This window comes from Maricaulis sp., from assembly GCF_017642925.1.
In the GTDB taxonomy this organism is placed as follows: Bacteria; Pseudomonadota; Alphaproteobacteria; order Caulobacterales; family Maricaulaceae; genus Maricaulis.
The window spans coordinates 1-14,491 of sequence record NZ_JAEPOL010000001.1 but is presented as its reverse complement, the minus strand read 5'-3'; the positions used below and the strand labels follow the sequence as shown (position 1 = coordinate 14,491).

The following is a 14,491-nucleotide window of genomic DNA, read 5'->3' as shown; positions in this document are numbered from 1 at the left end:
AAAAGGATGGATCGCCATGCCCGAGCTTCCCGAGGTTGAAACCGTAAGGCGCGGTCTCGTGCCGGCCCTGGAAGGGCGCCGTATCCTGTCTGTGCAGCAGAACCGGGCCGATCTGCGTTTCCCCTTTCCCGCCGGCTTCGCCGATCGGCTGGCCGGCCGCCGGGTCGTTCGCATCGACCGCCGGGCCAAATACCTTTTGATCCGGCTGGACGGCGATCTGACGCTGTTATCGCATCTGGGCATGTCGGGACGGTATTCCATCGAGGCGGAACAGGGGGCGGCACAGCCTGGAGACTTTGTGCATGCCACGCCGGCCAATCCGCGACATGACCATGTCGTGCTGCAGGTCGAGGGCGGTGTGACGATCCGCTACAACGATCCCCGGCGCTTCGGTTTCATGGATTTGTTCGCGTGCGACAGTGACAGCCCCTATCTCGCCAGCCTGGGGCCGGAGCCGAATGAGAACCGTTTCTCCGGCGCCTATCTGTCCGAGGTCCTGGCGGGGCGCCGGACGCCCATCAAGACGGCCCTTCTCGATCAGAAGATCGTGGCCGGGCTGGGCAATATCTATGTCTGCGAGGCGCTTCACCGGTCGGGTATCAGTCCGCGGCGGCTGGCATCCAGTATTCCGGGGCAGCGGGCGGAGCGGCTGGCGCCGGTGGTTCGGAGTGTCATCGACGAGGCGATTGACGCGGGTGGATCGACCCTGCGCGACTTCGCGGCGGCCGACGGTGCGCTGGGTTATTTTCAGCACCGCTTCCGGGCTTATGGCCGCGAAGGTGAAGCGTGCGTGACCGAGGGGTGTTCCGGCACGATCGGCCGGATCGTGCAGTCCGCGCGCTCGACCTTCTTCTGCCCGTCCTGCCAGCGATAAGTTTTTCGGTTGCGCTATCTATGGTGGTGCGGTCTCGTGGGGACCGCTATCGCCATAATCCCGGATAACACGTGCCGCGATCTCGCCTAGAAAACCTGTCATTGATCTGCGCTCCAAGGAGAAAGACCTCATGATTTCTGTTTCCCGACTGACCCGCATGCGCCCTGCGCTAGCAGCCGGAACCGCCGTTGTGGCCGGGTTCCTGGCCGGTGCGTCCATGGCCCAGGCCCAGCCTGCGGCCATCGATTATTCGGACGTTCAGGCAGACCCGGCGCTGTGGCGTGTCTCGGATGCGGACTCGGACGTGTACATCTTCGGCACCTTCCACATCCTCCCGGATACGCTGGACTGGCAGACCGATGACCTCATGGCAGCAGTGGATTCCGCGGACACGGTCTATCTGGAAGCGGATGTGCACAGCCCCGAGGCCCAGGCCCAGATGCAGGCCCTCATCCCGCAATACGGTCTCAACCCGCAAGGTGTGACGCTCTCCTCCATGCTGGACGAGGAAACCCGCGAGCTTCTCGCCGAAGTCGCGCCGAGCGTCGGAGCCGCGCCGGCCGCGCTGGACCCGCTGCGCCCCTGGCTCGCCCAGCTCATGCTCAGCGTCGCCAAGATCCAGCAGATGGGCTTCAACCCGGCAGCCGGAACCGAGATGCAGCTGATCGCCCGCGTCAATGGCACCGATACCGAATTTGGCTATTTCGAAACCGCCGCCGAGCAGATCGGCTTCCTTGCCGGTATTCCTGAGGAGGTCCAGGTCCGCGGTCTCGCCGAGACCCTGCATGAGCTGGAAGACCTGCCGCAGGAAGTGGACGACATGGTGCGTGCCTGGGCGACCGGAGATGTCGAAGCGCTCGACCAGTATGTGAACGGCGACCTGCGTGAGGACGAGCCTGAGGTCTATGAGGCCGTGATCGTCCAGCGCAACCGTAACTGGATCCCGCAGATCGAGGCTGTCCTGGAAGGCGAGGGCACGGTCTTCATCGCTGTCGGTGCAGGCCACCTGCCCGGTGATGAAGGCGTGATCGACCTGCTGCGTGACCAGGGCTATGAGGTCGTTCGCCAATAGCAGATTGCCGAACGCCGGCGCGAGCGGGTGACTCCGGCGAACGCGCCGGTATCGACGCTCGCGCCACCGTGCGTTATAGCGGCGCGGATTTTTCCCGCGCGGGGGTTTCCGCGCCGTCACATGGAGTGCCGAATGGCCTACAAGACGATACAGGTTAAGACCGAAGGACGGGTCGGCGTCATCACGCTGAACCGCCCCGAGGCGCTCAACGCGCTGTGCGATGCGCTGACCGGTGAACTTGCCGAGGCTCTGGCGGCTTTCGAGCGCGATGAGGACATCGGCTGCGTCGTGCTCACCGGCTCGCGCAAGGCCTTTGCCGCAGGCGCGGACATCAAGGAACTCCAGAGCCGCGACCAGGTCAGCCTCTACCTGAACGACCCGTTCGCGCAGACCTGGGAATCCGTCGCGCGTTTCCGCAAGCCGATCATTGCGGCCGTGTCCGGCTATGCGCTGGGCGGCGGCTGCGAAATCGCCATGATGTGCGATTTCATTATCGCTTCGGAGACCGCCAAGTTCGGCCAGCCGGAAATCAATCTCGGTGTCATGCCGGGCTCGGGCGGCACGCAGCGCCTGCCGCGCGCTGTCGGCAAGGCCAAGGCCATGGATCTGTGCCTCACCGGCCGTATGATGGATGCCGAGGAAGCCGAGCGCGCCGGGCTGGTCTCGCGCGTTGTCCCGGCTGACGACCTGATGGACACGGTGATGGAAGCGGCCGAGACGATTGCGACCAAGTCGCTGCCGGTCGCCATGATGACCAAAGAAGCGATCAACCGGTCCTTCGAGGTCGGCCTCACGGAAGGCGTTCTGTTCGAGCGCCGTGTCTTCCAGTCGCAATTCTCCCTGGAAGACCAGCGCGAGGGCATGGCAGCCTTTGCCGAGAAGCGCGCCCCGCATTTCAAGCACCGCTAGCGGTGAAAGCGCATTACGGCGGTTGACGGCCCGGCTGCAAGGGCCTATACGCCGCCGCTCACGGATTTCGCCGGCCGCCTCGAGCGTCCGGCCGCATGAAGAGGTTAGGATCCATGGCCAATACAAACTCGGCCAAGAAGATGGTTCGCAAGATCGCGCGCCGCACGGCTGTCAACAAGGCGCGCCGCTCGCGCGTCCGGACTTTCGTGAAGAAGGTCGAGCTGGCGATCGCGGCCGGCAACCAGGCCGAGGCCAAGACGGCTCTGGTCAAGGCAGAGTCGGAAATGATGCGCGCTGTCTCCAATGGCGTGTTTCACAAGAACACCGGCTCGCGCAAGGTTTCGCGTCTGTCGGCCCGCGTGAAGGCGATGTCGGCCTGATCGGCCGTCGCTGAAACGACGAAAAATGCGATGCGCCCGGAACACACGTTCCGGGCGCATTTTTTTCGAACGGACTCCGCCGGGCTCGAGCAAGCGCGCTCAGCGGCGCGGTGCCGGAGACGCCAAATTATTGATATTTTATTCCTGATACGGATGAGCGAGCGCTCATCGCCGGGCTTGATTTTCGGCTGACCGGATGCGTCGGTTTTGTCGCGAAAAAAGACCGTTATGAGTGTCGTAAATCTGTCGTAAACGACAAGCTTCGATCCGATCACGGATTTCTCGTGTCAAGCGAAGAATCTCCAGAATCAGGCGTTGAATCCGGTTGACCATAACCGGGGAAGGCGTAACCTCTGGGCCACTGAGGGCGACCAATCCCATGCGGATAAATTTCCGATATCGACGAGGCGATCCGTCTCGTTGGGTGGGGAGATTTGCGCCTAAAAAACAAACACCTGAACCGCGCAATCGCGTGATAAAAACAAAAGTGTGGCGAACGATGGCGTTGAACAAACTGGCTGTGGCAGAGGCAAAGACAGCGGGCTTTGAAGTCGATGGAACCGGGGGCATTTCGGCTATCTGGCGTCAGGTGAGATCCCGGCTTCGGGATGAGTGCGGTCAGGCACTTTACTCCCAGGAAATCGCCCGTCTCCGGGTCAGTGTTTCGGAGTCCGGTGCGGTTGTCATCGTTGCCCCGAGCCAGTTCAATCGTGACTGGGTGGAGGACCACTGGGGAGCGAGAATTCGCGCGATCTGGTCCGAGCTTGATACCACACATCGCGCCGTTCACCTTGTCGCTGAAGGCAGCAGTGAGGCTCAACCCGTGGTCGCAAAGCGGCCCGAGCCGGCGGCGCGGCGTACTGCGGAACCGTCGGTGAAAGAGGCGCAGGCGACGTCCGAGGCGGCAGCCGATCCCGCGATCGGCGAGACCCGCTTCACGTTCGACAGCTTCCGGGTCGGCCCGGCCAACGAGGTTGCCGCCGCGGCGGCGCGGACCGTGGTCGGTGCCCAGACCCCGCCCTTCAATCCCGTTTTCTTCTACGGCGACTACGGCGTCGGCAAGACCCACCTCATGCACGCCATGGCGAGCGCCTTCGAGCACACCTCGCGGCCGCGCAAGGCGCTCTATCTGACGGCCGAGGAATTCCTGTCCGGCTTCGTGACCGCCATGCGGGCGCGCGACACGATCTCCTTCAAGGAAACCGTGCGCGGCGTCGATGTGCTGCTGATCGACGATGTCCATTTCATCGCGGGCAAGCTGAAGACCGAAGACGAGCTGCTGAACACGATCGCGGCGCTGATTGCCGAGAACAAGCAGGTCGTGCTGGCCTCGCACCGGCCGCCGGCCGAGCTGCAGGTGTCCGACGACCGGTTGCGTTCGCTGCTGACGGGCGGTCTGTCCTGTCCGCTCGGCAAACCCGATCTCGACCTGCGCCGCCAGATCCTCGACTGCAAGATTGCCCAGGCGAAGTGCCACTATCCGGTGCTCGATGTGCCGGAAGCCGTGCGCGACTTCCTCGCCGCCCGGATCACCACCAGCCCGCGCGAGCTGGAAGGCGTGCTGAACAATGTCATCTGCCGCACGGCCCTGCTCGGTCTGCCGGTGACGATGGAAGCCGTGTCCACGGCGCTGCGCGAACTGTCGCTGAATTCCGAGCGCCGCCTGACGGTGGACGACATCCAGAAAGCCGTCGCCAGCCATTACGGTGTGACTCCTGCCGATATCTGTTCGAAGCGCCGCACCCAGAGCGTCGTGCGTCCGCGGCATGTCGCGATGTATCTGGCCAAGACGATGACGACGCGTTCGCTGCCGGATATCGGCCGGCGCTTTGGCGGGCGGGACCATTCCACCGTCATCCACGCGGTCAACAAGGTCACGGCCCTGCTCGAAGCGGGGGATCCGGTGGGCGACGATATCGACCGTCTCACCCGCGAGTTGCAGGGCTGACGTCCGGGCCTTCCGGTCAGTCTCAGTTGTGGAGAAGGCGCGGGCGCTGGAGAAATCTCTTGCGAACGCGCGTTTTCATGTATCCTCTTTGACCCACCTGTTTCGGCACGGGGTGATTTGCCCGCCGTGCTGTCCCGACCGACCCGGTGTCACGCTGCGGTGATGCCGCCAATGTGCAAGCGGACGTAAGACATGAAGCTGACGATTGAGCGCGCAACGCTCCTGAAGGCCCTGGGCCATGTTCAGGCCGTCGTCGAAAAGCGCAACACGATCCCGATCCTGTCCAATGTCCTGATCTCGGCCGGGCCGGATGGTGCGAGTTTCGCGGCCACCGATCTCGATATCGAGATCCTGGAAACGACGGATGCGAGCTGCGAGGGCGAAGGTCTGGTGACCGCGCCGGCGCACACGCTCTACGACATCACCCGCAAACTGCCGGACGGCGCCGATGTGACGCTGGAGATGGCAGGCGGCGATCCGCGGCTGACGCTGAAGGCGGGCCGCTCGAACTTCTCGCTGCCCTGCCTGCCGCCGGGCGATTTCCCGGTCATGCCGACCGAGGATCTCGAACACCGCTTCTCGGTTCCCGCCAGTGAGCTGGCCCGGGTGATCGACAAGACCCGTTTCGCGATCTCCACCGAAGAGACACGCTATTATCTCAACGGCATCCATCTGCATGCCGCCGAGCACGACGGCCGCAAGACGCTGCGCGCTGTTGCCACCGATGGCGTACGCCTGGCGCTGGCCGAGATCGATCTGCCGGAAGGGGCGGACGGCATGCCGGGCGTGATCGTGCCGCGCAAGACGGTGCAGGAAGTCCGCCGTCTGCTGGAAGACGCCGACGACGATGTCGAGGTCTCGGTCTCCGAAGGCAAGATCCGTTTCCGTTTGGGCCGCGCCGTGCTCACCTCCAAGCTGATCGACGGCGCTTTCCCGGACTATGAGCGCGTGATCCCGCGCGGCAATACCCGGGTGATGTCGGTCGAGAACAAGCGCTTTGCCGAGGCTGTCGACCGTGTCGCTACGATCTCGGTCGAGAAGTCGCGCTCGGTAAAGCTCTCGCTGGGTCAGGACACGCTGACCTTGGCGGTGAACAATCCGGAAAGCGGTCAGGCCGAGGAAGAGCTGGCCGTGTCCTATTCCGACGAGGGCTTCGCGATCGGTTTCAACGCGCGCTACATGCTCGATGTCGCTTCGCAGATCGAGGGCGACGAGGCGCGGTTCCACTTCGCCGATGCGGCGTCGCCGGCCCTGGTGACAGACAGCGGCGATGAAGACGCGCTTTACGTGCTGATGCCGTTGCGGGTGTGACGGACGGGTCTGCCGAATTCGAGACTCCGACACCGCCGCCGGTTCCGCCTGCGGCGGTTCGTCGTTTGCGGCTTACCGATTTTCGCTGCTATGCCGCGCTCGACCTTGAGCTCGCGCCCGCACCTGTCGCGCTCTATGGCGCAAACGGGGCCGGCAAGACCAATCTGCTCGAAGCGCTCTCCTTTCTCGTGCCCGGCCGCGGTCTGCGTTCGGCCGGCGCTGACGGTGTCGCGCGCAAGGATGCCTCCGGTGCGGCTGAGGCCTGGGCGGTCTTCGCCGAGATGGAGACGCGGGATGGCGAGGTCCGCCTTGGCGTCGGCGCGCGCAATGGCGGCCGTCGGGAAACCCGGATCGACGGCGAACCGGCGCCCCAGGGCGAACTGGCGCGGCTGGTACCGATGATCTGGCTGACACCGGCCCAGGACCGCCTGTTCGCCGGTCCCCGGGCCGACCGGCTGAAATTCTTCGACCGGCTCGTCTACGCCGCCGATCCCGCCCATGCCGAAGCGGCGACGGCTTATGACAAGGTGCGTACGCGCCGCCAGCGCTTGCTCGACGAGGGCCAGGCGGATCCGGCCTGGCTCAACGCGCTGGAAAGCGAGATGGCCGGTCACGGCGTGGCCATGGCGGCGGCGCGGCTGGATGCGCTGATCCGCCTGCAGGGCGAGATCGATGCCCGTCCGGAAGGCGCTTTCCCGCAGGCCGATCTGGCGCTGGACGGGGCGGTCGAGGCCGATCTGGCCGACGGGCTGGATGCCGGAACGGCCGAAGACAGGTTTGCCGCGGCACTACGAGACGGCCGGCGGCGGGACGGCGCGGCCGGCCGCACCCTGACACGCGGTCCCCACCGGACCGAGCTCGTTGCCCGTCATCGCGACAAGGATCAGGCTGCCGGCGATTGTTCGACCGGCGAGCAGAAAGCACTGATCCTCACCCTTGCGCTGGCCCAGGCCCGGGCGCTGGCCCGGCAGGGCGGCGTGGCCCCTCTTCTGCTGTTCGACGAGGCCTGCGCCCATCTGGACGCAACCCGTCGCGAGGGGCTGGCCCGCGAGATCCTCGCCACAGGCTCGCAAGCCTGGCTGACCGGCGTGGAGCGCGTGTTGTTTGAGCCCTTCGCAGGGCGGGCGCAGTATTTCGAGGTCGATGCGGCCCGTGTGGAGCGGTCGGCATGACTCCCGAAAACCTCCTTCTGTTCGCCGGTGCCTTGCTGGTCCTTTTCATCACGCCAGGTCCCGGGATTGCGGCGATGGTGGCGCGGACGCTGGATGGCGGTCCGGTGAATGCGGCCATCTATGGCTTCGGCATTCTGCTGGGCGACATGTTCTGGTTCACCCTGGCGGTGACCGGGTTGTCGGCGCTGGCGACGCAATTGTCCGGCTTCTGGCTGGCGGCCAAGCTGGTGGGCGTGACCTATTTGTCCTGGATGGCGTTCCGGGCGTTCTGGAGTGCCTGGACCGGTGCCCGCCCGAAACCGGTCTTCAAGGCGGGCTCGAAACGCAGCCATGCCGCGACCTTCATTGCGGGCGTTGCCATGCCGCTGTCCAATCCCAAGCCCATCGTTTTCTACCTGACCCTGGTGCCGGCCTTTGTGCCGCTCGAGGCGATCACACCGGCCACATACGCGCTGATGCTGGCCATGATGACCGTGCTGGCCGTGCTCACGGCGGGCGCCTATATCGGCGGCGCGCATCGGGCCCGCGAATGGCTGGTGACGCCGGCGGTCCGGCGCGGCGCGGATATCGTGACCGGGCTGGTCATGACCGGTATTGCGATCCTGCTGCTGGTCGCACGCTAGCGGGCAGGCGGGCAGGCTGGGAGCACGGCGATTGAGGTTTGTAACCGGCGCCAAAGCGGCACACACTCGCGGCGCAATGATCGGGGCAGGGACATGAGCGATCCGACAAGCATCGATTTCCGGCGGCCGGAACGGTCCGGCGAGGGGCCGCGGGCCTGCGTCGTGATCGCCGTGCTCGACGAGGCGGAGAATGTTGCCGCCGTGTGCGAGGAGACGCTGCGCGAAATGGAACGCGCCGGCGCGTTCGAGATCGTCTTTGTCGATGACGGGTCGAGCGATGCCACGCCAGACATCCTGCAGGATATCGCCGCGAAGGATCCGCGCGTCCGTGTCGTTCGCCATGACCGCCGCTGCGGCAAGTCGCAGGCGGTCCGGTCCGGTGTTCTGGCCGCCCGCGCGCCCTGGATCGCGACCATGGATGGTGACGGGCAGAACGATCCGGCCGATCTTCCCGACATGCTGGAAAAAGCCTGGGCCGCCGAGGGCGAGGCGCCGCTGGTTGCCGGCACACGTGTGCGCCGCAATGATCCGGTCTCCCGGTTGGTGGCGACCCGCATCGCCAACGGTTTCCGTGCCGCGGTGTTGGGCGATCACTGCCCCGATACCGGCTGTGGCGTGAAGGTCTTCCCGCGAGAGGCTTTCCTGATGCTGCCCTGTTTCGAAGGCATGCACCGCTTCCTGCCGGCCCTGTTCCAGCGCTATGGCCATCCGTTGATCAATCATCCGGTGCGCCACCGGGCCCGCCATGCCGGCCAGTCGAAATACACCAATATCGGCCGCGCCTTTGTCGGCATATTCGACACGATGGGCGTGATCTGGCTGGTGCGGCGGACCAAGGCGCCGGGCCGCATTGAAGAGCGACGCCCGTGAGCGAGGCGGCCGGCCGCGCGCTGGGGTGGAAGGACAGGCTTGTCCTGGTCCTGCTGTCCTTCGTGGTTCTGCTGCCGGGCATTTCCTCCATCCCGCCGGTCGATCGCGACGAGGGCCGCTATGCCGTTGCGACCAGCCAGATGGTCGAGACCGGCGATTTCATCGACATCCGCTTCCAGGACGAGCAGCGCTATCTGCAGCCGGCCGGAATCTACTGGCTGCAATCGATTGCGGTGACCGTCTCCGGCACGGCGGATGACCGCGCAATCTGGGCGCATCGCATCCCGTCCTTCCTCGGAATTCTGGCTGCTGTGGTTATGACGGCGGCTATCGCGGCCGGCCTGTTCGGGCGTACGGCGGGTGTGGGCGCGGGCCTGCTTGTCGCGACGGCCCTTGCTGTCGGGTTCGAGGCGCGGATTGCCAAGACCGATGCGGTCCTGCTGGCGACAATCACGGCGGCACACCTCTCCCTGATGCGGATCTATCTGCAGCCACAGGGGCATTGGTGGCGACCGGCCCTGTTCTGGGCCGCGCTGGGCGCCGGCATGATGATCAAGGGACCGATCATCCTGCTTTTCATCGGCCTGGCCCTGGCCGCGCTTCTGGTCTGGGACCGAAAATTTTCCTGGCTGGGCGGACTGAAACCGCTCTGGGGCGTGCCGCTTTTCCTGCTCATCGCCCTGCCCTGGTATGTCGCCATCGGCATCGTGTCCGACGGCGCCTTCTACGCCGAAGCCGTCGGCGACAGCCTGATGGGCAAGGTGGGCGAGAGCCAGCAATCCCATGCCGGCCCGCCGGGCTATTATCTCGGCCTGTTCTCGCTGACCTTCTGGCCCGGCTCGCTGTTTGCGGTCTTCGCCGGCTGGTGGGCGTGGGCCAACCGGACCCGGCCGGCCGTGCGCTATCTGATCTGCTGGATCGTGCCGGCCTGGATCGCCTACGAGCTGATCGCGACCAAGCTGCCGCATTATGTGATGCCAACCTATCCGGCCTTGGCCGTGTTGGCTGTGGCGGCGATCTTCGCGCCGGGCGACAGCAAGGCGCCGCTCTGGCTGAAGATCGCGGCAGGGCTCTACGCCGTCGTGTGGCTCGCCTTTTCCGGACTGGTCGCCGCTGTGCCGGCGGCCGGGTTCCACTGGTCCGAGGGCATTGTCTCGCCGCTGCTCGTCGTGCTGGGCGCAGCCATATTCCTCGCGGCCGCTGTAGCGCTTGCCCTCTATCTCACCGGCCGCCGGCCGGCCTCGCTTGCGGCCGGACTGGCCGGCGGAGCGCTGGCGGTGATCACGGTCTATGGAGTGACCATGCCGCGGCTGGAAACATTGTGGCTGACGCCGCGCATCGTTGCGGCCGTCGATGCGCATGCGGCGTGTGAACCGACCCATCTCGTCACCTCCGCCTTCCGCGAACCCAGCCTGGTCTATCGCCACGGCCCCTATGACACCGTGCTGGCCGCAGATCCCGCCGATGCCGCGACCCGGCTGGCGGCCGACACGGCCTGTTCGCTCGCCCTGATCGACGCCTCCGAAGCCGAACCTTTCCTGGCGCAGGCCGAGGCGCTGGGGCTGTCGCTGCAGGCGCTCGAGACGATCGAGGGCCGGAACTACTCCAATGGCGACGAGATGCGGCTGACGCTCTACCGGGCGCAGCCGTGATCCCCGGGGCGCTGGCCGGTCTCGTCCGGCGCCATCCGGGCCGGGCTGTGGCTCTGATTGTGCTCATCGCCCTGTTTTCGCTGGGCGGGTTTGCCGCCTTCCTCCTGCCCGAAGATGTCACGCGGCGCGGACTGGACATGCTCGGCGCGGCAGGCGGAACCGTCTGGGCGCCGCCGGTCGCGCTGGTGCTTTTCCTCGTCCTGATCCTGCTGGGCACACCGCAGGCGGTGCTGATCGCCGCGATGGTGGCAGCCTTCGGTCCCTGGGCGGGCTTTGCATACAGCTGGGCCGGCAAGCTGGCCGCCTGTGCACTCGGTTTCGCCCTCGGCCGCAAGCTCGGGGCGGGCTGGGTGGAAGAGCGGGCGGGCTCCGACGCCGCCATCGTGATGGACGAGCTGGCACGCCACGGTTTCTGGGCCAGCGCGGTGATCCGTCTCGTGCCGACCCTGCCCTCCATCGTGATCAATGCCGCGGCCGGCTGCACGCCGATGCGCTTTCGCGACTTCATCGCCGGGACCGCGATCGGCAGCGTGCCGAAAATGGCGCTGATCGCCCTTGCCAGCCATGCCGCCATCCGGGGCCTCGAGGGCGCCGGCCTGCAGGCCTGGATCGCGGTCGGCGGGGCGGTTCTGCTGCTCGTCCTGATCGGCGTGATCGGCCGCAACTGGCTGAAGCGGCGGATGGTCCGTCCCGAGGCTGAAGACGCTGCGAACTGACTCACGCGCGTACGCACGCGCGCGTGTGCGCGCGAGTGGTCACAGGGATGCGAAACCTGTACAACAATCCCATGACGGAACAAGCGAATCAGGAATACGGCGCGGAGTCGATCAAGGTCCTCAAAGGGCTCGACGCCGTGCGCAAGCGCCCGGGCATGTATATCGGCGACACCGATGACGGTTCCGGCCTTCACCACATGGTCTACGAGGTCGTCGACAATGCGATCGACGAAGCGCTCGCCGGCCATTGTACCGAAGTCGTGGTGCGCCTGCATGCCGACGGTTCGGCCTCGGTGCGCGACGACGGTCGCGGCATCCCGACCGACATCCACAAGGAAGAAGGCGTCTCTGCGGCCCAGGTCATCATGACCCAGCTGCACGCCGGCGGTAAGTTCGACCAGAATTCCTACAAAGTGTCCGGCGGCCTGCACGGCGTGGGCGTCTCGGTGGTGAACGCGCTGTCCGACTGGATGGATCTGACCATCTGGCGCAATGGCAAGAAGCACCACATGCGCTTCCGCCGCGGCGAGGCTGAGGAAGATCTCAAGGTCGTCGGCGAGGCCGAGGGCCAGAAGGGCACGGAAGTGCGCTTCATGCCGTCGGACGAGACCTTCTCGATGATCGAGTTCGACCGCGACACGCTGCAGCACCGGCTGCGTGAACTCGCCTTCCTGAACTCCGGCGTGAAGATCACGCTGAAGGACGACCGCGGCCCCGAGCCCTTCTCCGACACGATGATGTATGAGGGCGGCGTGGCGGCTTTCGTCTCGCACCTCGACCGCACCAAGACCCCGCTCTTCACCCCGCCCGTCCTGATCCAGGGCGAACGTGACGGTGTTTCGGTGGAAGCGGCGCTGGAGTGGAATGACAGCTACCACGAGAATGTGCTCTGCTTCACCAACAACATTCCCCAGCGCGATGGCGGTACCCACCTGGCCGGTTTCCGCGGTGCGCTGACCCGCATCATCAACAATTATGCCGGCTCGTCCGGCCTGGCCGCCAAGGCCAAGGTCGCCATCTCGGGCGATGATGCCCGCGAAGGCCTGACCTGCGTCCTGTCGGTGAAGGTGCCGGATCCGAAATTCTCCTCCCAGACCAAGGACAAGCTGGTGTCCTCGGAAGTCCGTCCCGCCGTCGAGGGCGCGGTCGGCGAGGCGCTGGCCGAATGGTTCGAGGAGCATCCCAACGAAGCCAGGATGGTCGTCTCCAAGATCATCGAGGCTGCCGCCGCCCGCGAAGCTGCCCGCAAGGCGCGCGAGCTGACGCGGCGCAAATCGGCGCTGGACATCACCTCTCTGCCCGGCAAGCTCGCCGACTGTCAGGAGAAGGATCCGGCCAAGTCCGAACTCTTTATCGTCGAGGGTGACTCGGCCGGCGGCTCCGCCAAGCAGGGCCGTCACCGCGAGAACCAGGCCGTGCTGCCGCTGCGGGGCAAGATCCTCAATGTCGAGCGCGCGCGCTTCGACAAGATGCTCTCGTCCGACCAGGTCGGCACGCTGATCACGGCGCTGGGCACGGGCATCGGGCGCGACCAGATCAATTACGACAAGCTGCGCTACCACAAGGTCATCATCATGACCGATGCCGACGTGGACGGCGCCCACATCCGCACCCTGCTGCTGACCTTCTTCTACCGGCAGATGCCCGAGCTGATCGAGCGCGGCCACCTCTATATCGCCCAGCCACCGCTCTACAAGATCACCAAGGGCCGTTCGGAACGCTATGTGAAGGACCAGGCGGAAATGGACGCCTACCTGATCGAGGAAGGTGTCAGCGATGCCTCGCTGACCCTCGCCGATGGCGAGATCGTCTATGGCCAGGATCTGGCCGGCCGTGTCGCTGCGGCGCGGGGGGTGAAGCTCTCCGTCGACCGCTTGACGGCGCGGGCTCCGGGCTTTGCCCTGGAAGCCGCCGCCCTGGCCGGTGCGCTGGTGCTGGAACCGTCCGAAGAGGCCGTGAAGACGGCCGCCGAACGGCTCAACGCCGTTGCCGATGAGGGCGAGGATGGCTGGACGGCGCGCCTGGGCGAGGAATACCAGCTGATCTTCCAGCGCGAGGTTCGCGGTGTCACCGAGACCGTGGTGCTGGACGCCAATCTCCGCGAAAGCCCGGAAGCGAAACGCTTGTCCGAGCGTGCCCTGGCGATCGCCGGCGACTATACCGGCCCGGCCGTGTTCGCACCGAAATCCGGCAGTGTGCGTATCCATTCGCCCAGCCAGCTGGTCGAGGCCGTCACCACGTCCGGCGCCAAGGGCATGAAGATCCAGCGCTACAAGGGTCTGGGCGAAATGAATCCCGGCCAGCTCTGGGAAACCACGCTCGACCCGAATGCGCGCTCTCTCCTGCAGGTCTCGGTCACCCATGCCGATACTGCCGACGAGCTCTTCACCAAGCTCATGGGCGACGTCGTCGAACCGCGCCGCGACTTCATCCAGGAGCATGCGCTGGAAGCCGAGGTCGACGCCTAGAGGTGTCGCAGACGCATCACAGCGCCCGCCCTCCCGGGGGCGGGCGTTTGTGTGTTCGGGGCCGATTTTGTCCACTCTCTTTCTCACTTCCCCTAGCCTTGTGGCGCGTAAAGCGCTCTCTCTCTTTCTTCCCCATTCCATGGGGAAGTGGGCCCTCCATAGCCTTGGCGAAGGAGGGGTCGAAGGGGCCGGCGCGTCAGCGCCGGAGGGCGGTGGAGCTTGGCATCAACACAACGCCGCTGGCGCGGCGCCCCTCCCCCGCTTCGCGGGTCCCCCTCCCCATGGAATGGGGAGGAAAGGCACTCAGCGCGAAATCCTCCACGGGCCTGAACCCTGGAGCGATGAGAGGGGTGCGGGATGCACGGCGGACATCGTGTCCGATTTGAAGCTTTGGTGGTGATGCCCGAGGCATCCCGCACGCGGAGATTTACCCGGATCCCTTGCGGGTTCCGTCTCGAAACCTGCAGGCACGGGCCGGTCGAGCTTTGTGCCGGTG

At 65.7% G+C, this 14,491-nt stretch carries 12 protein-coding genes; all 12 read left to right on the top strand.

The features are described from left to right. The first annotated feature begins 16 nt into the window (after positions 1-16). The 12 genes from mutM to gyrB all read left to right on the top strand — a co-directional run bounded on the left by mutM (position 17) and on the right by gyrB (position 13,995). Complete coding sequence (mutM, locus tag JJ918_RS00060) at positions 17-874, top strand: bifunctional DNA-formamidopyrimidine glycosylase/DNA-(apurinic or apyrimidinic site) lyase (RefSeq protein ID WP_291881679.1); 858 nt, start codon at positions 17-19, stop codon at positions 872-874. Positions 875-1,004: 130 nt separating this feature from the next. After that, the gene (locus tag JJ918_RS00055; protein ID WP_291881677.1) at positions 1,005-1,946 is read left to right on the top strand and encodes a TraB/GumN family protein; all 942 of its coding nucleotides are present in this window, start codon (positions 1,005-1,007) and stop codon (positions 1,944-1,946) included. A 132-nt stretch (positions 1,947-2,078) separates the two neighbouring features. After that, the gene (locus tag JJ918_RS00050; RefSeq protein ID WP_291881675.1) at positions 2,079-2,855 is read left to right on the top strand and encodes an enoyl-CoA hydratase; all 777 of its coding nucleotides are present in this window, start codon (positions 2,079-2,081) and stop codon (positions 2,853-2,855) included. A gap of 113 nt (positions 2,856-2,968) precedes the next feature. Continuing rightward, positions 2,969-3,235 carry a 30S ribosomal protein S20 gene (gene rpsT, locus JJ918_RS00045; protein WP_271187927.1) on the top strand — a complete coding sequence of 89 codons (267 nt, stop codon included), beginning with the start codon at positions 2,969-2,971 and terminating at the stop codon, positions 3,233-3,235. 379 nt (positions 3,236-3,614) lie between these two features. Beyond that, the gene (gene dnaA, locus JJ918_RS00040) at positions 3,615-5,183 is read left to right on the top strand and encodes a chromosomal replication initiator protein DnaA (protein WP_367277604.1); all 1,569 of its coding nucleotides are present in this window, start codon (positions 3,615-3,617) and stop codon (positions 5,181-5,183) included. A gap of 192 nt (positions 5,184-5,375) precedes the next feature. After that, a complete protein-coding gene (dnaN, locus tag JJ918_RS00035) occupies positions 5,376-6,494 on the top strand; it encodes a DNA polymerase III subunit beta (RefSeq protein ID WP_291881672.1) in 1,119 nt (372 codons plus the stop codon). Further along, entirely contained in the window at positions 6,491-7,666 is a 1,176-nt protein-coding gene (recF, locus tag JJ918_RS00030; protein WP_291881670.1) for a DNA replication/repair protein RecF, read from the top strand. Before dnaN ends, recF begins: the two co-directional genes overlap by 4 nt. After that, on the top strand, positions 7,663-8,289 hold the full coding sequence (locus JJ918_RS00025) for a LysE family translocator (protein ID WP_291881668.1): 627 nt from the start codon (positions 7,663-7,665) through the stop codon (positions 8,287-8,289). The genes recF and JJ918_RS00025 overlap by 4 nt, the downstream gene beginning before the upstream one ends. 93 nt (positions 8,290-8,382) lie before the next feature. Then, positions 8,383-9,159: a glycosyltransferase family 2 protein gene (locus tag JJ918_RS00020; protein WP_291881666.1), complete on the top strand. Its 777-nt coding sequence runs from the start codon at positions 8,383-8,385 to the stop codon at positions 9,157-9,159. Next, the gene (locus tag JJ918_RS00015) at positions 9,156-10,811 is read left to right on the top strand and encodes a glycosyltransferase family 39 protein (RefSeq protein WP_291881663.1); all 1,656 of its coding nucleotides are present in this window, start codon (positions 9,156-9,158) and stop codon (positions 10,809-10,811) included. Before JJ918_RS00020 ends, JJ918_RS00015 begins: the two co-directional genes overlap by 4 nt. A gap of 47 nt (positions 10,812-10,858) precedes the next feature. After that, on the top strand, positions 10,859-11,527 hold the full coding sequence (locus tag JJ918_RS00010; RefSeq protein WP_291881661.1) for a VTT domain-containing protein: 669 nt from the start codon (positions 10,859-10,861) through the stop codon (positions 11,525-11,527). A gap of 71 nt (positions 11,528-11,598) precedes the next feature. Beyond that, the gene (gene gyrB, locus JJ918_RS00005) at positions 11,599-13,995 is read left to right on the top strand and encodes a DNA topoisomerase (ATP-hydrolyzing) subunit B (protein WP_291881659.1); all 2,397 of its coding nucleotides are present in this window, start codon (positions 11,599-11,601) and stop codon (positions 13,993-13,995) included. The last annotated feature ends 496 nt before the right edge of the window (positions 13,996-14,491 follow it).